This window comes from Streptomyces sp. NPDC029041 (genome assembly GCF_040637515.1).
Taxonomy (GTDB): Bacteria; Actinomycetota; Actinomycetes; order Streptomycetales; family Streptomycetaceae; genus Streptomyces.
Genome location: NZ_JBEZWO010000003.1, coordinates 416,119 through 438,611 on the forward strand (window position 1 = coordinate 416,119; position 22,493 = coordinate 438,611).

General features: G+C 70.8%; 19 protein-coding genes, 1 pseudogene and 1 riboswitch. Of the genes and pseudogenes, 5 read left to right on the forward strand and 15 right to left on the reverse strand.

Translation table 11 applies throughout. The annotated features are described in order from the left end of the window. The first annotated feature begins 143 nt into the window (after positions 1–143). On the forward strand, positions 144–1,940 hold the full coding sequence (locus AB0F04_RS09155; RefSeq protein WP_362039401.1) for an AMP-dependent synthetase/ligase: 1,797 nt from the start codon (positions 144–146) through the stop codon (positions 1,938–1,940). A gap of 12 nt (positions 1,941–1,952) precedes the next feature. Here the strand turns inward: AB0F04_RS09155 and AB0F04_RS09160 are convergent, their stop codons facing one another. Both AB0F04_RS09160 and AB0F04_RS09165 read right to left on the reverse strand, forming a co-directional pair. Continuing rightward, complete coding sequence (locus AB0F04_RS09160) at positions 1,953–3,539, reverse strand: GMC oxidoreductase (protein ID WP_362039402.1); 1,587 nt, start codon at positions 3,537–3,539, stop codon at positions 1,953–1,955. Positions 3,540–3,737: 198 nt separating this feature from the next. Further along, positions 3,738–4,880 carry a glycosyltransferase family 4 protein gene (locus tag AB0F04_RS09165; protein ID WP_362039404.1) on the reverse strand — a complete coding sequence of 381 codons (1,143 nt, stop codon included), beginning with the start codon at positions 4,878–4,880 and terminating at the stop codon, positions 3,738–3,740. Positions 4,881–4,997: 117 nt separating this feature from the next. Between AB0F04_RS09165 and AB0F04_RS09170 the strand changes: the two genes are divergently transcribed. After that, positions 4,998–6,236, forward strand: a complete 1,239-nt coding sequence (locus tag AB0F04_RS09170; RefSeq protein WP_362039405.1) for a glycosyltransferase family 87 protein — start codon at positions 4,998–5,000, stop codon at positions 6,234–6,236. Here the strand turns inward: AB0F04_RS09170 and AB0F04_RS09175 are convergent. The 6 genes and pseudogenes from AB0F04_RS09175 to AB0F04_RS09200 all read right to left on the reverse strand — a co-directional run. Further along, a pseudogene (locus AB0F04_RS09175) lies at positions 6,197–6,451 on the reverse strand (MATE family efflux transporter); the annotation flags it as partial. The gene AB0F04_RS09170 and the pseudogene AB0F04_RS09175 sit on opposite strands and share 40 nt — an antisense overlap. A gap of 313 nt (positions 6,452–6,764) precedes the next feature. After that, on the reverse strand, positions 6,765–7,949 hold the full coding sequence (locus tag AB0F04_RS09180) for a hypothetical protein (protein WP_362039406.1): 1,185 nt from the start codon (positions 7,947–7,949) through the stop codon (positions 6,765–6,767). A gap of 32 nt (positions 7,950–7,981) precedes the next feature. Beyond that, on the reverse strand, positions 7,982–8,995 hold the full coding sequence (locus AB0F04_RS09185) for an NlpC/P60 family protein (protein WP_362039407.1): 1,014 nt from the start codon (positions 8,993–8,995) through the stop codon (positions 7,982–7,984). A gap of 240 nt (positions 8,996–9,235) precedes the next feature. After that, positions 9,236–10,276: an NlpC/P60 family protein gene (locus AB0F04_RS09190; protein ID WP_362039410.1), complete on the reverse strand. Its 1,041-nt coding sequence runs from the start codon at positions 10,274–10,276 to the stop codon at positions 9,236–9,238. Positions 10,277–10,521: 245 nt separating this feature from the next. Beyond that, entirely contained in the window at positions 10,522–11,871 is a 1,350-nt protein-coding gene (locus tag AB0F04_RS09195) for an NYN domain-containing protein (protein WP_362039412.1), read from the reverse strand. 70 nt (positions 11,872–11,941) lie between these two features. Then, entirely contained in the window at positions 11,942–12,181 is a 240-nt protein-coding gene (locus AB0F04_RS09200; RefSeq protein ID WP_114251597.1) for a hypothetical protein, read from the reverse strand. A gap of 159 nt (positions 12,182–12,340) precedes the next feature. Between AB0F04_RS09200 and AB0F04_RS09205 the strand changes: the two genes are divergently transcribed. Further along, positions 12,341–13,093 (forward strand): rhomboid family intramembrane serine protease, encoded by a 753-nt coding sequence (locus AB0F04_RS09205; protein WP_362039415.1) that lies wholly within the window; start codon positions 12,341–12,343, stop codon positions 13,091–13,093. After that, entirely contained in the window at positions 13,090–13,371 is a 282-nt protein-coding gene (locus AB0F04_RS09210) for an Lrp/AsnC ligand binding domain-containing protein (protein WP_030848030.1), read from the forward strand. The genes AB0F04_RS09205 and AB0F04_RS09210 overlap by 4 nt, the downstream gene beginning before the upstream one ends. A gap of 28 nt (positions 13,372–13,399) precedes the next feature. Here AB0F04_RS09210 and AB0F04_RS09215 read toward each other — a convergent pair whose 3' ends face one another. The 6 genes from AB0F04_RS09215 to AB0F04_RS09240 form a co-directional block, all read right to left on the reverse strand. After that, entirely contained in the window at positions 13,400–14,767 is a 1,368-nt protein-coding gene (locus AB0F04_RS09215) for an aminotransferase class V-fold PLP-dependent enzyme (protein WP_362039416.1), read from the reverse strand. 133 nt (positions 14,768–14,900) lie between these two features. Continuing rightward, positions 14,901–15,017, reverse strand: a riboswitch (SAM riboswitch). 86 nt (positions 15,018–15,103) lie between these two features. Continuing rightward, positions 15,104–16,168, reverse strand: a complete 1,065-nt coding sequence (gene trpD, locus AB0F04_RS09220) for an anthranilate phosphoribosyltransferase (protein ID WP_053671955.1) — start codon at positions 16,166–16,168, stop codon at positions 15,104–15,106. A 135-nt stretch (positions 16,169–16,303) separates the two neighbouring features. Beyond that, positions 16,304–17,926 carry a cytochrome bc complex cytochrome b subunit gene (locus AB0F04_RS09225; protein WP_362039418.1) on the reverse strand — a complete coding sequence of 541 codons (1,623 nt, stop codon included), beginning with the start codon at positions 17,924–17,926 and terminating at the stop codon, positions 16,304–16,306. Beyond that, a complete protein-coding gene (locus AB0F04_RS09230; RefSeq protein WP_362039420.1) occupies positions 17,923–18,996 on the reverse strand; it encodes a Rieske 2Fe-2S domain-containing protein in 1,074 nt (357 codons plus the stop codon). Before AB0F04_RS09230 ends, AB0F04_RS09225 begins: the two co-directional genes overlap by 4 nt. Next, entirely contained in the window at positions 18,993–19,805 is an 813-nt protein-coding gene (locus AB0F04_RS09235) for a c-type cytochrome (RefSeq protein ID WP_362039422.1), read from the reverse strand. Before AB0F04_RS09235 ends, AB0F04_RS09230 begins: the two co-directional genes overlap by 4 nt. An 81-nt stretch (positions 19,806–19,886) precedes the next feature. Continuing rightward, entirely contained in the window at positions 19,887–20,507 is a 621-nt protein-coding gene (locus AB0F04_RS09240) for a heme-copper oxidase subunit III (RefSeq protein WP_003989683.1), read from the reverse strand. Between the two features lie 144 nt (positions 20,508–20,651). Here AB0F04_RS09240 and AB0F04_RS09245 point away from each other — a divergent pair, with 144 nt between their 5' ends. Then, positions 20,652–21,053: a hypothetical protein gene (locus AB0F04_RS09245; protein WP_362039424.1), complete on the forward strand. Its 402-nt coding sequence runs from the start codon at positions 20,652–20,654 to the stop codon at positions 21,051–21,053. Positions 21,054–21,146: 93 nt separating this feature from the next. On the opposite strand, the gene AB0F04_RS09250 is transcribed toward AB0F04_RS09245, so the two are convergent. Further along, on the reverse strand, positions 21,147–22,400 hold the full coding sequence (locus tag AB0F04_RS09250; RefSeq protein WP_362039427.1) for an Ig-like domain-containing protein: 1,254 nt from the start codon (positions 22,398–22,400) through the stop codon (positions 21,147–21,149). Between the last annotated feature and the right edge of the window lie 93 nt (positions 22,401–22,493).

Sequence of the window (22,493 nt, forward strand, 5' to 3'; positions counted from 1 at the left end):
GCCATACCGGCGGGTAACGTCCGGCCAGTCCAGTCGTGCTCTGCATTTCAACAAGTGAATGCGCGAGCACTTCCCCGAGCCTTGGACCGCACCGTCGCAGCACACACCGTCGTGGCGCCGGCGCCCTATGAGGAGCAGCAGTCTTGCGCGAGTTCAGCCTTCCGGCTTTGTACGAGGTCCCTGCGGACGGGAATCTGACCGACATCGTCCGCAGAAACGCCGCGCAGCACCCGGACGTCGCCGTCATCGCCCGCAAGGTCGGCGGCAGCTGGCAGGACGTCACGGCCACCACGTTCCTCGCCGAGGTGCACACGGCGGCGAAGGGGCTGATCGCCGCCGGTGTCCAGCCGGGCGACCGGGTGGGCCTGATGTCCCGCACCCGGTACGAGTGGACGCTGCTGGACTTCGCGATCTGGAGCGCGGGCGCGGTGACCGTGCCGGTGTACGAGACCAGTTCGGCGGAGCAGGTGCAGTGGATCCTCGGCGACTCGGGGGCGACCGCCTGTGTCGTGGAGTCGGAGGCCCACGCGGCCGCGATCGAGTCGGTGCGCGACCGGCTCCCGGCGCTCAAGCACGTGTGGCAGATCGACGGCGGCGGTATCGACGAGCTGGGCCGGCTCGGCCAGGACGTCACCGACGAGACGGTCGAGGAGCGCGGCTCGTTCGCCAAGGCCGACGACCCGGCGACCATCGTCTACACCTCCGGCACCACCGGCCGCCCCAAGGGCTGTGTGCTCACCCACCGCAGCTTCTTCGCCGAGTGCGGCAACATCGTGGAGCGGCTGCGTCCGCTGTTCCGCACGGGCGAGTGCTCGGTGCTGCTCTTCCTGCCGCTCGCGCACGTCTTCGGCAGGCTGGTGCAGATCGCGCCCATGATGGCGCCGATCAAGCTGGGCACGGTCCCGGACATCAAGGACCTCACCGACGAGCTGGCCGCGTTCCGTCCGACGCTGATCCTCGGTGTGCCGCGCGTCTTCGAGAAGGTCTACAACTCGGCACGCGCCAAGGCCCAGGCCGACGGCAAGGGCAAGATCTTCGACAAGGCGGCCGACACCGCCATCGCGTACAGCAAGGCGCTGGACACCCCCTCGGGCCCGTCGCTCGGACTGAAGATCAAGTACAAGACGTTCGACAAGCTCGTCTACAGCAAGCTCCGCGCGGTCCTCGGCGGCCGGGGCGAGTTCGCCATCTCCGGCGGCGCCCCGCTCGGCGAGCGCCTCGGCCACTTCTTCCGCGGCATCGGCTTCACGGTGCTGGAGGGCTACGGCCTGACCGAGTCCTGTGCGGCCACCGCGTTCAACCCCTGGGACCGGCAGAAGATCGGCACGGTCGGCCAGCCGCTGCCCGGCTCGGTGGTGCGCATCGCCGACGACGGCGAGGTGCTGCTGCACGGCGAGCACCTGTTCAAGGAGTACTGGAACAACCCCGGGGCGACCGCCGAGGCGCTGGCCGACGGCTGGTTCCACACCGGTGACATCGGCACCCTCGACGAGGACGGCTACCTCAGGATCACCGGCCGCAAGAAGGAGATCATCGTCACCGCGGGCGGCAAGAACGTCGCCCCGGCCGTGATCGAGGACCGCATCCGGGCGCACGCGCTGGTCGCGGAGTGCATGGTGGTGGGCGACGGGCGGCCGTTCGTGGGCGCGCTGATCACCATCGACGAGGAGTTCCTGGGCCGTTGGTGCTCCGACCACGGCAAGCCGGCCGGTGCCACCGCGGCGTCGCTGAGCGAGGACCCGGACCTGCTGGCCGCGATCCAGGCGGCGATCGACGACGGCAACGCCGCGGTGTCGAAGGCGGAATCGGTGCGGAAGTTCCGCATTCTGAACTCCCAGTTCACGGAGGAGTCGGGCCACCTGACGCCGTCGCTGAAGCTGAAGCGCAACGTGGTGGCGAAGGACTACGCGCACGAGATCGAGGCGATCTACGCGAAGTGACCTCCCGGTCGCCTATGGCGCGGTGTCCTCGGCGAGGACCCGCGCCATCGTGCGTTCGGCGAGCGCGGTGATGGTCACGAACGGGTTGACCCCGAGCGACCCGGGCACGAGCGAGCCGTCGGTGACGTACAGCCGGGGGTATCCCCTGACCCGCCCGTAGTCGTCGGTCGCCCTGCCCAGTACGCAGCCGCCGAGCGGGTGGTAGGTGAAGTCGTCGGCGAAGACCTTGTTCTTCGAGCCGAACAGGTCGTACCGGTAGATCGTCGCGTTGGCCGCGTTGATGCGGTCGAAGAGCTTCCTGGCCATGGCGACGGAGACCGCGCTGTGGGCGGCCGTCCAGCCGAGCCGCAGCCGGTCCGAGCCGGTGTCGTAGGAGAAGGACGCCCGTTCCGGGTTCCTGGTGATCGCCAGGTAGAGGCTCACCCAGTGCTCCAGGCCCGTCGGCAGGGGGGCTATCTCGGCGAACACCGGGTTGGCGGCGTTCGCCCAGTCGTCGATGCCCATGACCGGCATGGTCGACTGGTTCGCCCCGACGGTGTCCCACACGTGGTTGGCCCGGCCCAGCATCACGTTGCCGTTGGTGCCCCAGCCGGCGCCGACATCGGCGCCGAGGCCGGGGAGCGTGCCCGTCTCCCGGGCGCGCAGCAGCAGTTCGGTGGTGCCGAGGCTGCCGCCGCCGAGGAAGAGGTACCTGCAGCCGTACTCCCTGGTCGCGACGGTCTTGCCGGTCTCGTCGATGCGGTCGGCGGTCAGGACCCATGTCCCGTCCGGAGCGCGGCTGATCGCGCGCACCTTCTCCAGGGTGTGGACCGTGACGTTGCCGGTGCCGAGGGCGGCGGCGAGGTACGTCTTGTCGAGGCTGCGCTTGCCGTGGTTGTTGCCGTAGATGACCTCTCCGCCGAGCGCGGACTTCGGGGCGGTGCCGGCCGCCTCGCGCTCCATGTGGCCGAAGTCGTAGACGCTCGGCACGAAGGTGGTCCGCAGGCCGGTCTTCTCGGCGTGCTTGCGGGAGACGCGGGTGAAGCGGTACCACTCCGTCGACTCGAACCACGCCGGGTCGACGGTGTTCACACCGAGGGCGGCGCGGGCGCGCGGGAAGTACGTGCCGTACATCTCGTCGGCGTCGACGGTGGGGAACTGCTCGGCGAAGTAGGACCGGGGCGGGGTGACCGCCATGCTCCCGTTGACCAGGGAGCCGCCGCCGACGCCCCGGCCGACGTACACGGACATCTGGTCGAAGTGCACGCGGTCGAGGACGCCCGGGTAGCGGCCGATGTCCCGGTTGACGACGTCCAGCCAGAGGAAGGTGCCGAGGGGGGCCTCGGTGCGGGTGCGGAACCACATGGAGCGGTGGTCGGGGGCGCTGGTGGTGCAGAAGACCTTGCCGTCGGGGCCCGCGGTGTTCCACAGGCGGCCCATCTCCAGGACGATCGTGCGGATGCCGGCCTGGGCGAGGCGGAGGGCGGCGACCGCTCCGCCGTAGCCGGAGCCGACGACGATCGCCGGGGCGGTGTCGGCTGCGTCGGGCTGGGCGGCTCGGGCGCTTTGGAGGCCTATGCGGGTGAAGCCGAGGGCGGCTGCGGTTTGCAATGCGGCCATGCCGAGGATTTGACGTCTTGTCAGCTGACGCTGCATCAGATTTACTGTCATGCGCGCAGCATCGGCGGAATATACGGTTCCGCCTAGTGGGGTGCGGCTTGATCCTTGTGGGCGGGTGCGGGTTGTTCGTGGTTTCTCGCGCCCACGCGGCGGAGCCGCACATCGATACAGCCCCGCGCCCCTTACGGAGCGATTGCTCTACAGCAAGTCTTTGAGGTGCTCCGCGAGCAGGTCCCAGCGCCACTTCTCCTCGACCCATTCCCTGCCCCGCTCGCCCATGCTGCGGCGCAGCTCCGGGTCGGCGAGGAGGGTGGTGATGCGGTCGGCGGCCTCTTCCGGGGAACCGCCTCGCACCACCCAGCCCGTCTCGCCGTCGAGGACCGCGTCCGGGGCGCCGCCCGAGTCGCCTGCCACGACCGGCAGGCCCGTCGCGGAGGCCTCCAGGTAGACGATGCCGAGCCCCTCGACGTCGAGGCCGCCGCGGCGGGTGCGGCAGGGCATCGCGAAGACGTCGCCGGCGCCGTAGTGGGCGGGCAGCTCGGACCAGGGCACGGCACCGGTGAAGCGGACGGCGGAGGCGACGCCGGTCTCGTGGGCGAGCCGCCGCAGGTCCCGCTCGTAGGGGCCGCCGCCGACGATCAGCAGGACGGTGTCGGGCTCGGCGGCCAGGATGCGGGGCATGGCCCGGATCAGGGTGTCCTGGCCCTTGCGCCGGACCAGCCGGGAGACGCACACCACCACCGGGCGGTCCGTCAGGCCGAGTCGTGCCCGGACCTCGTCGCCGCCCGAGCCGGGGTGGAAGGTCTTCTCGTCGACGCCGGGCGGCAGCTGCGCCATCCGGGCGGCCGCCTCGGGCGTCAGTGCGGAGGCGATGCGCGAGCGGGTGTACTCGCCCAGGTAGGTGATCGTGTCCGTGGCGTCGCCGATCCGGCGCAGCAGCTGCCGGGCGGCGGGCAGCTGCGCCCAGCCGGCCTCGTGGCCGTGCGTGGTGGCGACCAGCCGCTCGGCTCCCGCGGCGCGCAGCGCCGGGGCCATCAGGCCGAGCGGGGCCGCCGCCCCGAACCACACCGACTCGCACCCGTGCTCCCGCAGCAGGTTGGCGGCCCGCCGGGTGGCGCCGGGCGTCGGCAGCAGCATGGTCGTACGGTCCCGTACGACGGTGAAGGGCTGCTCGGCGTCGAAGGCGCGGGTCGCCTCGACGCCCTCGCGGGTCCGCTTCCAGGTCGAGGCGTAGACGACCAGCTGCTGCGGGTCCAGCCGCAGCGCCATGTTGTGCAGAAACGCCTGGATGCCCCCGGGCCTGGGCGGAAAGTCGTTCGTCACGATCAGGGTCTTGCGCACGCCGCCGACCCTACCGAACCGCCCTCACCGCCCTGTGCGCAAGCACATGTGGCACGCTCACAGCCGGTGGGCCCATCATGGCCCCATCAACACGGCACGCGAACGGGCAGGGATCACGTGAAGACGACGGGCACGAGGCGGTCCCTGGCATGGCTGCCGGTGGTCTGGTGTCTCACGAGGCTGTTGCTGCTGCTGTTCGTCCTGAAGGTGTACGTCTTCCCGGGCCCCGACGTCACCAGTGACGTGCAGGTGATCTACCAGGGCTGGTACCGCGTCCTGAGCACCGGGACCTTCCCGCTGGCCGACGTCACCTGGCAGTACCCGCCCGCCGCCGCCCTGGCGATCCTCTCCCCCGGCCTGCTGCCCTTCCTCGACTACGCGACGGCCTTCTTCGTGCTGGTCTGCGTCACCGACCTGGCCGTGCTGGCCCTCATGGCCTTCGCGGGACGCCGCCCGGGCCGTTCATTGCGCGGCGCCTGGGTGTGGGTGATCGGCGTGCCGCTGCTCGGCCCGACGGTGTACGCCCGCTACGACGTGATGGTCACGGCGGTGGCCGTGGCCGCGCTGCTCGCGGGGGCCAGGCATCCGAGGACCATGGGCGCCCTGGCCGCCTTCGGCGCGCTGCTGAAGGTCTGGCCGGCGATGCTGCTCCTGGGCGCCCGCCGCCGCAGCGCCTGGGTGTCGGCCCTGGTGACCGGCATCGCCGTGACGGGCGCGTTCGCCCTGGCCATGCCCGGCGCGTTCGCCTTCCTGACGTTCCAGCGCGACCGGGGCACCGAGGTGGAGTCGCTGGGCGCGCTGGTCTTCCACGTCGCCCGGCACTTCGGCTGGCAGGGCGAGGTGCGGCTGAACTACGGCTCGATCGAGTTCCTCGGGCCGTATGTGAGCGAGGTGAGCACGGGCGCGCTGTTCCTGACGGGGGCGGCCTTCGGCTGGCTGGTGCTGTGGCGGTTGCTGGCCCGGCGCTTCGAGGAGCACACGCTCGCCGACGCGGCCTTCGTGGCGGTGCTGATGTTCACCACCACCAGCCGGGTGATCAGCCCCCAGTACATGGTGTGGCTGGTGGGGCTCGCGGCGGTGTGCCTGTACTTCCCCGGCAGCCGGATGCGGCTGCCGGTCGCCCTGGTGCTGGTCGCGTGCTTCGTGACGGTGCTGGAGTTCCCGTTCTACTTCGCCGACGTGGTGGCCAGCAACGGCCTCGGGATCACCTTGCTGTTCGTGCGCAACGGTCTGCTGGTGGCAGCCGCGCTGATCGCGGCCCGGACCCTGTGGCGGCAGACCGTACCGCCCGTCACCCAGCCCGCACCCGTACCCCCTCAGCCGACCCGGACGGACGAGACCCCCGTCTCCTCCTGAGCCGGAACCCGCCAAAACAGCAGCCCCACCAGGGCACACTGCACCGCCGCCGCGGACGCCAGCGCCAGGCACACGCCGGGCAGTCCGAGCCCCGTCAGTCCGTACGCGAACGCCAGCTGGACCGCGGTCCCGAGCGCGGTGACGCGCAGCAGCGCGGGGGCGCCTCCGCTGCCCTCGAAGACACCGCCGAGCGCGATCAGGCCCGCCATCAGCATCCAGCCGGTCCCGCGGTCTACGGCTCAGTCCAGCCGGTGCCGCGGTCTCCGGGTCAGTCCAGCCGGTGCCGCAGACTCCAGGTCAGCCCAGCTGGTCCCGCGGACTCCAGGTCAGCCCAGCTGGTCCCGCGGACTCCAGGTCAGCCCAGCCGGTCCCGCGGTCTCCGGGGCGCTCCAGCCACTCCCGCAGTCTCCGGGTCAGCCCAGCCGGTCCCGCGGTCTCCGGGTCGCTCCAGCCACTCCCGCGGTCTCCGGGTCTGCCCAGATGGTCCCGCGGTCTAGGGCCAGTCCAGCCGGTGCCGCGGACTCCGGGTCAGCCCAGCTGGTCCCGCAGATACGCCCGCCAGTCCTCCGTGAAGGCCTCGGGCGTGGTCCCCAGGACCTTCCGCATCGCGTCCTCCACCGCCCCGGCCCGCTGCCGGTGCTCCCCGACGGCCCGGTAGAACGCGCCCAGCCGGGCCTCGCCCCAGCGGTCGGCGATCAGCCGGCACGCCGTCCAGCCGCTCTCGTAGGAGCGGGCCAGTCGGCCGGCGTCGCCGGTGAAGCCGAAGTCCTCGTCGCCGGGGAGCGCGGCGGGGATCCGGTCCTCGCGGACGGCCCGGGTCAGTTCCGGCGCGGCCTCGGCGGGGGTGCGGCCGGCGGCGCGGTAGCCGACCCAGTCGGCGTACCCCTCCGACAGCCACAGCGGCGTGGCGGCCGTGGTCCGGGCGCGGGTGGCGACATGGGTGGTCTCGTGGGTGACGACGACCTGCTCGCCGAGACCGCCGAGGAGCGCGAACGCGTCCGGGTTGACGATGATCCGGTCCGCCGGCGCCCGGGCCGGAGCCCCCGTCTCGCCGGTGGTGACCGCCGCGATGCCGCGGTAGGAGGAGGCGGGTGAACCGAGCAGCCCCGCCATCCCTTCCACCGACTTCGGCACCAGCACGACGACCCGCCGGCTCCAGCCCGTGCCCCAGGCGTCCGACACGGCCGGTACGGCGCGGTCGGCCAGGTCCGCGAAGTGCCGCAGCGCCCGCCCGGACTGCCCGACGCCGAGCACGAGACTGTGCCGGCCCCGGACCGGTTGCACCGCTCCCTGGTCCCACAGCTGCTGTGCGGCCTTTCTCGCCGGCCGGTCGGCGTCGACGAACCACCGCCCGTCCGGGTCCCGGGCCAGCCGGAGGGTGCGCCCCGCCACCACCGGCGCCCGGTCGTACCCCGCCACGCGGTACCGCAGTTCGGCGTCGGCGGTGGCCGTGTCGCCGGTGCGGTGCACGGCGGTCACCCGGTACGACCACGCGGCCACCGGAACCGCACGCAGCCTGGCGAAGTCCGTCCCCCCGCCCGTCCGTTCATAGGACCGCTCGTCGCGGTCCAGGACCGCGGCGGCCCTGCGGTCCAGCAGGCGCTGGACGTCGGCGGTGGCGCTGTCGGCCGTGGACCGCCCGCCGCACCCGGCCAGGAAGGCGAGCAGCACGACGAGCGCCACCAGCGCACGCCCCGACCTTCGACCAGCCACGTCCCGATCGTACGGGCGCCGGGCCGCGCCGGTCAGACCCTGGTGACCGAGGAGACGGGCATCATCCCGACCGGGTCGTAGCGCACCGGCGCGCCGGGATAGGGCGCGTGGATGACCTGGCCGTCGCCCATGTACATCCCGACGTGGCTGGCGTCGCCCCGGTAGAGGACCAGGTCTCCGGGGCGCGCCTCGGACAGCGGGACCTGCCGGCCGGCGTACCGCTGACCCTGGGAGGTGCGCGGCAGGGCGACCCCCGCCTGCGCGTACGACCACTGCATCAGGCCCGAACAGTCGAAGCCGGTGGGCCCGTTGGCGCCCCAGACGTAGGGCTTGCCGAGCGCGCTGCGGGCGGCGGCGACGGCGGCGGACCCACGTTCGGAGGCGGCGCCGGTGCCGCCGAGGCCTGACATGCCCGGGCGGCCGGAGCGGGAGGCACGGGCGTAGGCGTCTCGCTCGGCGTCCGGCAGGGAGTTGAGCAGTCGCCTGGCCGCGGCGAGTCTGCGCTCCACGGTCTTCTTGTGGGCGGCGACGGACGTGCGGCTCTTCTCCAGTTCGCGGAGCTTGGCGGCGGCCTCCTCGCGCTCCTGGGCGAGGTCGCGCAGGGCGTCCTGGAGCTTCCTCAGCTCACCGGCCTGGCGGGTGGTGAGGCGGTCGAGCCGGGACGCGTGGTCGAGGTAGTCGTCCGGGTCGTCGGAGAGCAGCAGGGCGAGCGACGGGTCGATGCCGCCCGAGCGGTACTGGGCGCCGGCGAGCGAACCGAGGGACTCACGCAGGTTGTTGACCCGCTGCTGCTGGCGGGCGACGCGGTCCCGGGCGGTGCCGGCCTCCTCGCGCAGCACGTCGGCGCGCTCGTCGGCCTCGTTGTACGCCTCGGTCGCCTTCTCGGCCTGCGCGTAGAGCCGGTCCACCGTGGCCCGGGTGTCGTCGTGCGGCGCGGCGCCCGCGGGTACCGTGCCCAGGGCGGCGGCCGCGACGGACAGGATGCTGACGGCGGCACCGGCGCCCCGGTCGAACCCGGACGGTGCAAGGCGGCGATGGGACCCCACGGGAAGCCGCTCTCCTTCCGCTGACGGACTTGGAACGCGGCAGACAGTAGCCCCGTCGCAGGGGGCCGCCAACGACCGTCCGTGGGTGTCCGGCACTGCGCCCCGCCGCTGACGCAGGTCAATGGCGGGGCGTGGGCTCACTCGGGCGGTCATGAATCGCCCGAACGGCGGACACGGTGTCCTGATCTTGAAGGCGCGGAAGGGACCTCGGGACGGTGTCGCGAGCTGCGAGGAACGGGGTCAGACGCGGACGCCGAACATGAACGGACCGCCGATCGTGCTCATCGACTCGTAGCGGACGACCGTGCCGGTGCGCGGGGCGTGGATGATCTGCCCGTTTCCGGCGTAGAGGCCGACGTGGTGCAGGTCGTTGAAGAAGAAGACCAGGTCGCCGACCTTGAGCTGGCTGGTCGAGTAGATCTTGGTGCCGATCTGGGACTGCGCCTCGGAGGTGCGCGGGATCTGGATGCCGGCGGAGGCGTAGGCCCGGGAGGTGAGGCCGGAGCAGTCGAAGGAGCTCATGCCGGTGGCGCCGTAGACGTAGGGCTTGCCGAGCTGGCTCTGGGCGAAGGCGAAGGCGGCGGCGGCGCGGCCCGAGCCGGGCGGGACGTCGACGTCGAGGGCGTCGCGCTCGCTGGCCCGGCTGGCGCGGTTCTGCTCGGCGGCGAGTTCGGCCTTCTCGGCGGCGGTGAGGCTGTTGAGCAGCTTCTGCGCGGAGGCGAGCTTGCCCTGGACTTCCTTCTTCTTGTTGCCCAGTTCGGTCCGGGTGGAGGCGAGGTCCTTGAGCTTCTCGGAGGCCTCGGCGCGCTCCTGGGCGAGTTCGCGCTGCTTCTCCTGGACCTTCTTCAGCGCCTCGACCTGCTGGCTGCTCAACTGGTCGAGCGTGGAGGCCTTGTCGAGGTAGTCCTCGGGGTTGGCCGAGAGGAACAGCTGGACCGAGGGGTCGATGGAGCCGGTGCGGTACTGGGAGGCGGCGGCGAGACCCAGACTGTCGCGGAGCTCGTTCAGCTCCTCCTGGCCGCGGGCCACGTTGTCCTGGATGGTGGAGATCTCCTTCTGGAGCTTCTCCTGCTTCTCCTTGGCACCGTTGTACTTCTCGGTGGCCTGCTCGGCCTCTTCGTAGAGCTTGTCGACCTTGGTCTTGACCTCGTCCTTGCTCGGCTTCTCGCTGGGGGCCGCGTTGGCGGCCTGCGAGCTGAAGGCGACGGCAGCGGCGGCGGCTGTGGTCAGCACGGTCACACGTGCGCGGCTCGGCTGCTTGGGACGACGGTGGGACGCCACGGGTGAAAAGCTCCTTCTGGCCCCTCCGCCGTCTCTCCCGATGAGTGATCACCCGAGCGGAGGTTGGGCCTGACCCTAGTGACCTTCCTGTGATCAGTTCAAATCCTCAGATGAAAAATTGCGTCACGGTAGGCCATCTTTTCCCCTGGACTCACAGGCAGTGAGACTCATTTGACGCACCGTGGCCCACGGGCCTCACCAATCCGGGCATCACGCCCGGAGGTTACAGAGCGGGCGTACGCCCCCTAGGCGCGCGAAAGGCGCTTGAGCAGCATGGCCGAGGCCACCGGGCGGGCACCGGCCCGGGCCACGCCGTCGGCGACCTCGCGGTCGGTGGACGCCACGATGACCGGACGCCCCGGCGGTTCGGCGCGCACCAGCTGGCGGATGAGTTCGTCGGCGGTGACGCCCGGCTTCGAGAACAGCACGCGTACGCCGCGCGGCGGGGCCAGCAGCACCGGCGCGGCGAGCTCGGCACCGTCGAAGACGCAGGTCACCTCGGCGCCGCTCTGCGCGGCCAGTTGGGAGAGCTGCCCGAGCAGCCTCAGGCGCTGCTTCTCCAGCGGCATCTGCGGATAGCCGGTCTTGGTGACGTTGTAGCCGTCGACGACCAGATGCGCCTGCGGCAGCGCCAGCAGCTGGTCGAGGACCTGCGGGTCGTCCTCGGACAGGGCGCGGGCGGCGATGTCCTTCGGGGTCATCCGGCCCGGCTCGACGGCGTCCACGGTCTCGGCGGGCCGCACCGACACCGGCGGCAGGGCCAGTTCGCGGCGCAGCCCCTGGGTGGCGTCCAGGAGGGTGTCCAGCAGCAGCCGTACCCGCATGTCCTCGACGCTGCGGCCCTCGCGTGCGGCCCGGCGTGCGGCCTCCAGAGCGGCCTCGGACTCGCTCAGCCGGGACTTCAGCCGCCGGGTCTCGCTCTCGGCGGCGGACACCTGGGCGTGCCCCTCGGCGCGGACGGCGTCGATCTCGCCGTGCGCCTTGCGCAGCGCGGCCTCGCCGCGCTTGACGTCGCTGAGGGCGGCGCGCAGCTTGCGGTGCAGCGCCTCGGTTTCCTTTTTGGCCGATTCCAGCTCCGTGCGCAGCCGCTCGGTCTCGGCCCGGGTGTGCTCGCGGGCCCGGTCGAGCTCGGCCCGCAGCCGCTCCAGTTCGGCCCGGCTCTCCTCGTCGGCGCGTTCGGCGTCGGCCCGCTGGGCCTCCTCACCGGCGGCGGCCACCAGCTTCACCCAGCCGGGTGGCCGCAGTACGTAGGCCGCGGCCGCCACGTCGAGCGGGTCCGCGGCCGGGGGCGGGGAGCCTGAGTCGAGAGCGCCGGTCAGCTCCGGCTGGGCCTCTCTGAGCTTCTCCCCGATGCGCTGCCGGAACAGCGCATCCGTCTCCAGCGCGGCCGCCATGGCGTTGCCTGCGAACTTCGTCCGGCGGTTCGGCGCGAACCGGGCGTACTGCCTGAGCTGTGCGGGCAGCTCGCCGACCGTCAGCGAGCCGAAGCCGTCGGAGACGATCTGCACGACTCTGCGGCGCACGCCGTCGGGCAGCGGACGGTCGAGCACCTCGGCGGCGCCGTCGCCCGGCCCCCCGCCTGTGGTCTCCACCATCCGTCACACCCCAATCCGTGCGGGGCCCTCCCCCACTCTCGACTTCGCTCGAGCGGGGGGACCCCCATCCTCAGGAGCCGGCGCCCGGCCTGTCCACGAGTTCCACCTGGTCCACCGCGTTGCACCAGCGGCAGCGCACCGACTCGATGGTCTCACTGAGCACCTCGCGCTCCTCGACCTTCGGCTCTCCGGCCAGGTCGAGGTGGACGTACTCGACGACCTTCGACGAGCGGGTCACGTCGAACCTCGTGAGGTTGCCGCAGAGGGTGCAGCGCCACCGCGTCCCGGCGGTCGGCAGGGGAACCGTCATCGTGACCTGTTCTCTTTCCTTCTAGTGTCCGTGACGCGACCGGCATCCCCGGTGCGTGTGGCTCGTAACCCTACGGCCTGGCGGGTCCTCGCCGCCCGCGCGTCCACGGCGGCGAGGCGATCTGCGAGGTTGCGTCCGGTTACGTCATGCTCTGTGTTCATGATCAGCAAGTGGAGCGCGTCGATCATCCGGGCCGGCCGATCGGTCCGGGGATCCTCGGCGCCGGTGACGTACGCACTGATCGCCGTGTGCTGCGCGGTCTTCCTGGCCGGGCCCGCCTCGGGACTCAATCCGGCGTACGGCACCGGCGACGAGGTGCTCGCGGTGCAGCGGGCCTACTTCCGGCGCTGGGGGGTGATCCCCGCAGAACTGTTCGAGGGGTCCGCGGGGGCGGCCCTCACCCCCGCGACGGCGCTCTTCGTCCACGGCAGCTGGGTCCACCTGCTCGGCAACATGCTCTTCCTCTACGTCTTCGGGGCGATGACCGAGGAGCGGATGGGCCGGGTGCAGTTCATCCTGTTCTACGTCGGCTGCGGCTACCTGGCCCTGCTGGGCTACGCCGTCGCCAACGCGGACTCCGATCAGTCCCTGGTCGGGGCCTCGGGGGCGATCTCGGCGGTCCTCGGTGCATTTCTGTACCTGTTCCCCCGGGCCCGGGTGACCAGTCTCCTGCCGTTCCTGTTCTTCCTGCCGGTGCGCTTTCCGGCATGGGTCGTCCTGCCGTTCTGGGCGGCGCTGCAGTGGCTGGCGGCGGGACGGGCCCCGGACGCGCCGGGGGTGGCCTACCTGGCCCACCTGATCGGTTTCGGTCTGGGCTTCGGCTACGCGTCGGTCCGCTACGGCCGCCCCACCGGCCCCACTAGAGTGAAGGCCGCCCCTGCTCCGGCTCCCGAGGGAGAGAACCAGCCGTGATCACCGCGATCGTCCTCATCAAGACCAGCGTGGACCGGATCCCCGAGATCGCCGAGTCGATCGCGGCGCTGGACAGCGTCAGCGAGGTCTTCTCCGTCACCGGCACCTACGACCTGATCGCGATGGTCCGGGTGAAGGAGCACGAGGACCTGGCGGAGGTCATCCCGGGCCGGATCAGCAAGATCCCCGGGGTGGAGGGAACCGACACGCACGTGGCGTTCCGCACGTACTCGCAGCACGACCTGGAGGCGGCGTTCTCCATCGGGCTCGACAACTAGGGCGCGTCGGTCCCCCCGGGGCGGCCGGTTAGGCGGAGGTGTCCGGCACGCAGCGGCCGTCCTGCGTGCGGTAGTTCCACTGCGCGCCGTCCGTCACGAGCTCCTTCACCGCCCGCACGAACCGCTCCACGTGCTCGTCGGGCGTGCCGGCGCCGAAGCTGACCCGGATGGCGTTGAGCGACTTCTCCCCGGGGGCGGCCTCGGGCGACCCGCACTCGCCCTGCGTCTGCGGGTCGCTGCCGAGCAGGGTGCGCAGCAGCGGGTGGGCGCAGAACAGCCCGTCCCGTACGCCGATGCCGTACTCGGCGGACAGGGCGGCGGCGAAGTGGGAGCTGTTCCAGCCCTCGACGACGAAGGAGAGCACGCCGACGCGCGGCGCGTCGTCCCCGAAGAGGGACAGGAACCGCACCTCGGGCACGTCGGCGAGACCGTCGCGCACCGTGCGGACCAGGTGCTGCTCACGGGCGACGAGGGTGTCGAAGCCCGCCTCGGTCAGCGCCTTGCAGGCCGACGCGACGGCGTAGGCGCCGATGACGTTGGGCGAGCCGGCCTCGTGGCGCGCGGCGCTGTCGTGCCACTCCACGTCCACTCCCCCGTCCTCGCGCCGGCTGACCTTGCGGCTGGCGCCGCCGCCCGCGAGGTACGGCTCGGCCGCGCGCAGCCAGTCGGCGCGTCCGGCCAGGACGCCCGTGCCGAAGGGCGCGTACAGCTTGTGCCCGGAGAAGGCGACCCAGTCGACGTCGAGGTCCGCGACGGACACGGGGTGGTGGGGGGCCAACTGGGCGGCGTCCAGGACGATCCGCGCACCGTGGGCGTGCGCGGCCGCCGCGAGCTCCCGCACGGGCCACAGCTCGCCGGTGACGTTCGAGGCGCCGGTGACGCAGACCAGCGCCGGCCCGTGGGGGTCACGGCCGGCGAGGGCGCGCTCCAGGGTCCCGACGGCCTGCCGGGGGGTGCGCGGGGCGTCCAGGTAGGTGACCCGGGCCTCCTGCCAGGGCAGCAGGGAGGCGTGGTGCTCGGTCTCGAAGACGAAGACCTGGCAGTCGGCGGGGAGGGCGGCGGCCAGCAGGTTGAGGGAGTCGGTGGTCGACCGGGTGAACACGACCTGGTCGTCCTCGCGGCAGCCGAGGAACTCGGCCACGGTCCGGCGGGCGTTCTCGAACAGGTCGGTCGACAGCTGGGACAGGTACCCGGCACCGCGGTGCACGCTGCCGTAGTACGGCGCGTAGGCGGCGACGTCGTCCCAGACCCGCTGGAGCGCCGGGGCGCTGGCGGCGTAGTCGAGCGCGGCGTAGGTCACCTCACCGCCGGTCACGAGCGGCACGGTGACATCCCGCCCCAGAACGGGCAGCGGGGCACAAACGGACTGGCCGGCGGCAAGGGTGGAGACAGACATGACGGAACTCCCGTGAAGGCAGGTGGAATCCGCCCGCGAGCGCGTACGGCTCGAGCGGGGGTGAAAGGAAAAGGGGATGCGGAGGCGGGGCTCTGCGGCCCTATCGCATTCGCTGGTTCACGGAAGACTCCTCGTCACGCGCTTGCCGCAGACCTCGCTGCCTGCGGCCCGGTCTTCACCCGGGGCACCCCGCCACGGACGGAGGGTTGCCGGACAGTCGGCCGGGGCCTCATGACTGTCACTCATGACCTGTTCAGGAACGTACGCGAAGAGATCGGCGCCCCGCAACCCGAGTCCGGATCGCGGGACGCCGGTCGTTCCGCCGACGGGGGTCCGCTACGCGTTGCTCGCGGCCACCCAGCGCTCCAGCGTGCGCTTGGCCGCCCCCGAGTCGATGGACTCGGCCGCCTTCGCCATCCCGGCGGCGATCTGCTCGGCCAGGGGCGCCGCGGTGGGCTCCAGAGCCACCAGGGCCGCCGCCGAGTTCAGCAGGACCGCCTCGCGGACCGGGCCGGTCTCGCCGTCCAGCAGGCGGCGGGCGACCTCGGCGTTGTAGGAGGCGTCGGCGCCGCGCAGCGCCTCCACCGGGACGAGTTCGAGGCCCACGTCACGCGGGTCGAAGGCCTCCTCGGTGACCTTGCCGTCCCGGACGGTCCACACCCGGGACGTGGCCGTGGTGGTCAGTTCGTCGAGGCCGTCGTCGCCCCGGAAGACCAGGGACGAGTTGCCACGCTCGGCGAAGACTCCCGCGACGATCGGCGCCATGCGCGGGTCCGCCACACCGACCGCCTGGGCACGGACCCGGGCCGGGTTGGTGAGCGGGCCGAGGGCGTTGAACACCGTGCGGATGCCCAACTGGCCGCGGGCGGCACCCGCGTGGCGCAGCGCCGGGTGGAACTTCACCGCGAAGCAGAAGGTGATCCCGGCCTCGTCGGCGACCTCCGCGACCCGGTGCAGCGGCAGTTCCAGGTTGACCCCGAGCTTCTCCAGCACGTCGGAGGCCCCGGACGCCGAGGACGCGGCCCGGTTGCCGTGTTTGACGACCTTGGCGCCGGTGCCGGCGACGACGATGGAGGACATCGTGGAGATGTTGACCGTCTTCGCGCCGTCGCCGCCGGTGCCGACGATGTCGACCGTCGCCCCGGGCACCTCGATCACGTTGGCGTGCGCGTACATCGTGCGGACCAGGCCGTTGATCTCCTCGACGGTCTCGCCCTTCGCGCGCAGGGCCACGACGAACCCGGCGATCTGCGCCTCGGTCGCCTCGCCGCGCATGATCCGGTCCATCGCCCAGGCGGTGTCGTCCGCGCTCAGGTGCCTGCCGTCCAGCAGGCCGTTCAGCAGCAGGGGCCAGGAGCGGCCCGCCGCGGTGTCGCCTCCAGCGGGGGTCACAGCGCTCATAAGCCGCTCCAGGGTCAGGCGTCCCGCACTGCGGGACGAGAGTCTCAACGGGTCCACCCTATCCAGCCCCGGGCAGGGCGAAGGGCCCCGTCCGGTGATCGGACGGGGCCCCTCTGTGGCGTGGCGAAGCAGTGATCAGTGGTGGCCGTGGCCGCTCGTGATCTCCCGGTACTCCTCGGCGGTGGGCTTCGGGATCTGGGCGCCCTCGCCGTAGTAGGCGTCGCTGAGCTTGGCGCGCAGCTTCTCGGAGCCCTTCACCTTGCGCTCGACACCGTTCTCGTCGACCGTCGGGCCGATCTCGGCCGGCTTGTACTGCTCGTGCGCCGTGAGCGTGTACATCTGCTCCTGGCTGAGCGGCTCGTGCACCTCGATGAACTCACCGTGCGGCAGGCGCTTGATGATGCCCGACTCGCGGCCGTGCAGCACCTTCTCCTTGTCCCGGCGCTGCAGGCCGAGGCAGATGCGCTTGGTGACGACGAAGGCGATGACCGGGCCGAGGAAGAACCCGATCCGGACGAACCAGGTCACCGCGTTGATCGACAGATGGAAGTGCGTGGCGACGATGTCGTTGCCACCGCCGATCAGCATGATGATGTAGCCGGTGACCCAGGCGACACCTACGGCCGTGCGCGTCGGGGCGTTGCGCGGGCGGTCCAGGATGTGGTGCTCGCGCTTGTCCCCGGTGACCCACGACTCGATGAACGGGTACAGGGCGATGATCGCGAGGAAGACACCGAACAGCACCAGCGGGATGAACACGCCCAGCACGAGCGTGTGACCCCAGAGGTTGATCTCCCAGCCCGGCATGGCGCGGACCAGACCCTCGGCGAAGCCCATGTACCAGTCCGGCTGGGCACCGGTCGACACCTGGTCGGGACGGTAGGGGCCGAGAACCCAGATCGGGTTGACGGTCGCGATGCCGGCGATGGCCGCGATGGCACCGAAGACCAGGAAGAAGAAGCCTCCGGCCTTGGCCATGTAGACCGGCAGCAGCGGCATGCCGACGACGTTCTTGTTGGTCCGGCCGGGACCCGCGAACTGGGTGTGCTTGTGGTAGAAGACCAGGATCAGGTGGCCGACCACGAGCCCGAGCATGATGCCCGGCAGCAGCAGGATGTGGATCGAGTAGAACCGGGCGACGAAGTCGGTGCCCGGGAACTCCCCGCCGAACAGGAACATCGAGATGTACGTGCCCACGATCGGCATGGACAGGATGGCGCCCTGCGTGAAGCGGACACCGGTGCCGGAGAGCAGGTCGTCCGGGAGGGAGTAGCCGGTGAAGCCGGTGAACATGCCCAGGACGAACAGCAGGAAGCCGAACAGCCAGTTGATCTCGCGCGGCTTGCGGAACGCGCCGGTGAAGAAGACGCGCATCATGTGCACGAACATGCCGGCGAGGAAGATGATCGCCGCCCAGTGGTGGATCTGCCGGATGAGCAGACCGCCGCGGACGTCGAAGCTGATGTCCAGGGTGGAGGCGAACGCCTCCGACATCAGCTGCCCCTGAAGCGGGACGTAACTGCCGTGGTACTCCACCTCGTTCATCGACGGGTGGAAGAACAGCGTCAGGTACACACCCGTGAGGATGATGATGATGAAGCTGTAGAGGCAGATCTCACCGAGCATGAAGGACCAGTGGTCCGGGAAGATCTTGCGCATGTTGGCCTTGGCCAGGGAGTAGATCCCGAGGCGGCCGTCGGCCCAGTCGGCGACCCGCTCACCCGCGGGTGCCTTGCGGCGATTCTGTGCAGTGCTCATCCGCGCTCCCAGAAAGCAGGGCCGACGGGCTCTTCGAAGTCGCCGAGCGCCTCGAGGTAGCCCTCGTCGTTCACGCCGATGCGGAGCTGCGGCAGGGCGTGACCGGCGGGACCGAAGATCACTCGGGCACCGTCGGAGAGGTCGAAGGTGGACTGGTGGCAGGGGCAGAGCACGTGGTGCGTCTGCTGCTCGTACAGGGAGATCGGGCAACCGACGTGGGTGCAGATCTTCGAGTACGCGACGATGCCCTGGTGCGACCACTCGAGCTCGCGCTTGTCCTTGATGTCCTCCGGCTGGATCCGGACGATCATCAGGGCGGCCTTGGCGATCTCGTTCTGGAAGTCGTGGTCGTGCTCCTCCAGGCCCTCGGGCTTGGCGAAGGTCAGCGACCCGACCGCGACGTCCGAGGGACGCAGCGGCTCGTTGGTGTTCATGTTGACGAGCAGCTTGCCCTTGGACCACAGCGTGTGGCGGAGCTTGGTGCCGGGCAGCGGACCGAGGTCACGCAGCAGCACGACGCCGGAGAGCGGCACCAGCGTGAGCGCGCCGAGCATGGTGTTGCGGATCAGCTTGCGGCGGCCGAGCGCGGACTCCTTGGCGCCCTGCTTGAAGTCGGCGAAGACCTTCTCGCGGACCTCGGGCGACGCCTCGATGGGGTGCCGCTCGTCGGCGACCTCCACGTCCGACATCAGGGTGCGGGCCCAGTGGACGGCGCCCGCGCCGATGCAGAACAGCGCGATGCCGAGCGTCATGCCCAGCGCGAAGTTCAGCGCGCTGATGTGGCCCAGCGGGAAGATGTAGACCGACTTGTCGACCGGGATCGCCACGAAGGAGGCGATGAAGGCGACGGTGGCCAGCATCGACACCGTGAACAGCAGGGCGACCGAGCGCTCGGACCGCTTGGCGGCCCGCTCGTCGATGTCCTGGACTCGGTGCTCGTGAGGGGGCAGGCCCGGGTCGGCGAACGGGTTCTTGTCGTCCGCGACGCTCACCGCGCCGTGCCCGTGCTCGTCATGTCCTGCGGACTGCGCGGCAGGCAGGTTCTCTTCTGGAATGTCTTGGCTACTCATGACTTCTTGGCCTTTGCGGTCCGGGCGGCGACCCACACGGCGACGGCGATCAGACCGCCGAGACCGAAGATCCAGCCGAACAGGCCCTCGCTGACCGGCCCGAGGCCACCCAGTTCGAGGCCGCCGGGGCTCTCGGTCTTTTCGCTGTTGACCGCGTCGAGGTACGCGATGATGTCCTTCTTGTTCTTCTCCGACAGCGTGGTGTCGGGGAAGGACGGCATGTTCTGCGGGCCGGTCTGCATGGCCTCGTAGATGTGCTTCGGGGAGACGCCCTCGAGGTCCGGCGCGTACTTGCCGTGCGTCAGCGCGCCGCCCTTGCCGGTGAAGTTGTGGCACTGCGCGCAGTTGGTGCGGAACAGCTCACCGCCCTTGGCGATGTCGGCACCCTCGGGGCCGTACTGCTCCTCCGTCGGAACCGACGGACCGGCGCCCAGCGAGGCGATGAACGCCGCGAGCTGGTCGATCTCGGCCTGCGAGTAGATGTTCTTCTTCTCCGGGACCTGGGGGCCCTGGGAGGTGGCGGCCGGCATACGGCCGGTGGCCACCTGGAAGTCGACGGCCGCGGCGCCCACACCCACCAGGCTCGGCCCGTCGGAGGTGCCCTGACCGCCGGTGCCGTGGCAACTGGCGCAGCCGACCGAGTAGAGCTTCTTGCCCTCCTCGATGGTGAGGGACTGGGCGGTTTCGTCGGCCTGTGCCTTGTCCGCGGGTGCGAACACGGCGTACAGCCCCCCGGTGCATGCCAGCGCGAGGAGTAGGACGACGAGCGCCGCCAACGGGTGGCGTCGTCGTGCGGAGAGCTTTTTCACGGATTACCCCGGTGTCAGGATCTTCTGCGTCGATGCTTCTGGGATGCGCGCTTCGTCGAGCACGCGCGGATGCGGGCCCTGCTACTTGATCATGTAGATCGTGGCGAAGAGACCGATCCAGACGACATCGACGAAGTGCCAGTAGTAGGACACGACGATCGCGGCCGTCGCCTGCTCGTGGGTGAACCTACTGGCCGCGTAGGTCCGGCCCAGGACCAGCAGGAAGGCGATGAGACCGCCCGTCACGTGCAGGCCGTGGAAGCCGGTGGTCAGGTAGAACACCGAGCCGTACGGGTCGGAGGACAGGGACAGGCCCGCGTCCTTGACCAGCTCCGTGTACTCGAAGACCTGACCGCCGATGAAGATCGCACCCATCACGAACGTGACGATGAACCACATCCGGAGCTTCTTCACGTCACCGCGCTCGGCGGCGAAGACGCCGAGCTGGCAGGTGAGCGAGGAGAGCACCAGGATGGTGGTGTTCGTCGCCGAGAACGGGAAGTTGAGATGGGCGGCCATCTCCTTCCAGTGATCGGGACCCGTCACCGATCGCAGGGTGAAGTACATCGCGAAGAGGGCCGCGAAGAACATCAGCTCGGAACTCAGCCAGATGATCGTTCCGACGCTGGTGAGGTTCGGCCGATTGACCGACGGGTGCGCGTGCCCGGTTTCTACTGTCGTTGCTGTCGCCACGACCGACATTATGTCGGTCGCTTATCCCGCCCTCACTCCGGGGGGTGCCGTTCGGAGTGTCTTCACCGTTCGTACCGGTGTTGACGTGGTGTTCAAGGGAGTAGCATCCGGCCCACGGGCCTGTCCTTACGACGCTGACGTCACGGAGGAACAATGCAGCCGACCGCCACGGTGCTGGTCTACAGCGACGACTCCAACACCCGAGAGCAGGTGCGGCTCGCCACGGGGCGGAGGCCGGCTCCGGACGTCCCGGTGGTGGAGTTCGTGGAGTGCGCGACTCCCGCCGCTGTGCTCACGGAGCTGGACCGGGGTGGGATCGACGTCTGCGTGCTGGACGGGGAGGCCGTGCCGATGGGGGGCATGGGTCTTTGCCGGCAGATCAAGGACGAGGTGTTCGAGTGCCCGCCGGTGCTGCTGCTGATCGGGCGGCCTCAGGATGCGTGGCTGGCGACGTGGAGCCGGGCGGAGGCGGCGGTGACGCTGCCGGTGGAGCCGGTGGAGTTCGCCTCCGCGCTGGCTTCTCTGTTGCGGGAGAAGGCGGCTTTGAACGCCTAGGGGGCCGGTTCGCCTCGTTGTTCGGCGGCTGCGGGCGCGTGGGGGTGTTCGCGCAGTTCCCCGCGCCCCTGAAGGCGATGCCCCCGAAGGCGTCTAGACGCTCTGGGGCCTCAGGCGGGCCCTGTCGGCCTCCGTGGGGCCGTCGGGGGTGCCGCCCAGGAGGGCGCTGCCGGTGCGCCACTTCGCCCAGTCGAGGTTCCAGTCGCCGTAGCCGTTGCCGAACGGCGCCATCGTGTCGCCGCCGGAGTTGATGACCTTGACGATGTCGCCCTCGCGGACGGTGTCGTAGAACCAGGCGGCGTTCTCGGTGCTCATGCCGGTGCAGCCGTGGCTGACGTTGGCGAAGCCCTGGGAGCCGACCGACCAGGGGGCGGCGTGGACGTACTCGCCGCTGTTGGTGACGCGGACGGAGTGGTGGACGATCAGGTCGTAGAAGTCCGAGGCGCCGATGCTGGCGCTGGTCATGCGGACGGTGCCCTCCTTGGCCAGGACGACCTTGACGCCGTTGCGGGTGTCGTAGCCGGGCCTGCCCGTGGTGACCGGTATCTGGCGGACGATCTCGTCGTTCTTGTAGACGGTCATCTGGTGGGCGGCGGCGTCCGTGACGGCTATGAGCTTGTCCCCGGTGGTGAAGGTCAGCGGCTTGGCCTTGCCGCCCCGCATCCGGTCGCCGATCTTGATGCCCTGCAGGTTGCTGCGGACCTGGACGGTGGCCTGGGCGGGCCAGTAGTCCTTCGGGCGGTAGTGGAGCTTCTTGTCGTCCACCCAGTGCCAGGCGCCGTCCGTGGCGGGCGTGGAGGAGACCTTGAGGGCACGCTCCACGACGGCCCGCTGGGCCTTGTCCCTTACGGGCTGGCTCAGCTCGGCGGTGACGGGCTGGCCGACGCCGTAGGTGCCGGTCTTGGGACCGAAGGTGACGTCCAGGCGCTTCTTGGTGGTGGGCTTGCCGGTGTCGAAGGTGACGACCTTGCGGCCGGGCGCCCCGTCCTCGTCCTCGGTGCTCACACGGACCGTGTAGCTGGCGTTGGCGGCGAGCGGGGAGGTGCTGTGCCAGCGGCTGCCGTCGGCGGCGAGTTCGCCCGCCACGTAGCGTCCTGAGGCGTCGTGGGCCGTGACGTCCGTGATGCGCCCGTCGGAGTCCTCCACTATTTCCAGGGGCTTGTCCGGATCCGCCTTCTTGCGGTCGCCGTCGGGGGCGTTGAAGGAGATCTGGTCCGCGGCGTCGTAGGGGCGGGCGGCCAGGGGGTTGCCGTCGGAGCCGCAGGCGGTGACGCCCGCGCTGAGGGCTATCACCAGCAGCGTGCAGCTGACGACGGTGCGGGGGCGGGAGATCACTGTGTGGCTCATGACCTCACGCTAGGAACGGGAGTCAAGAGCGGCACGCCGAACGACTCGTACGAGTGACATCCATGACGGCAGAAGGAAGGGGCCCGGACGCTC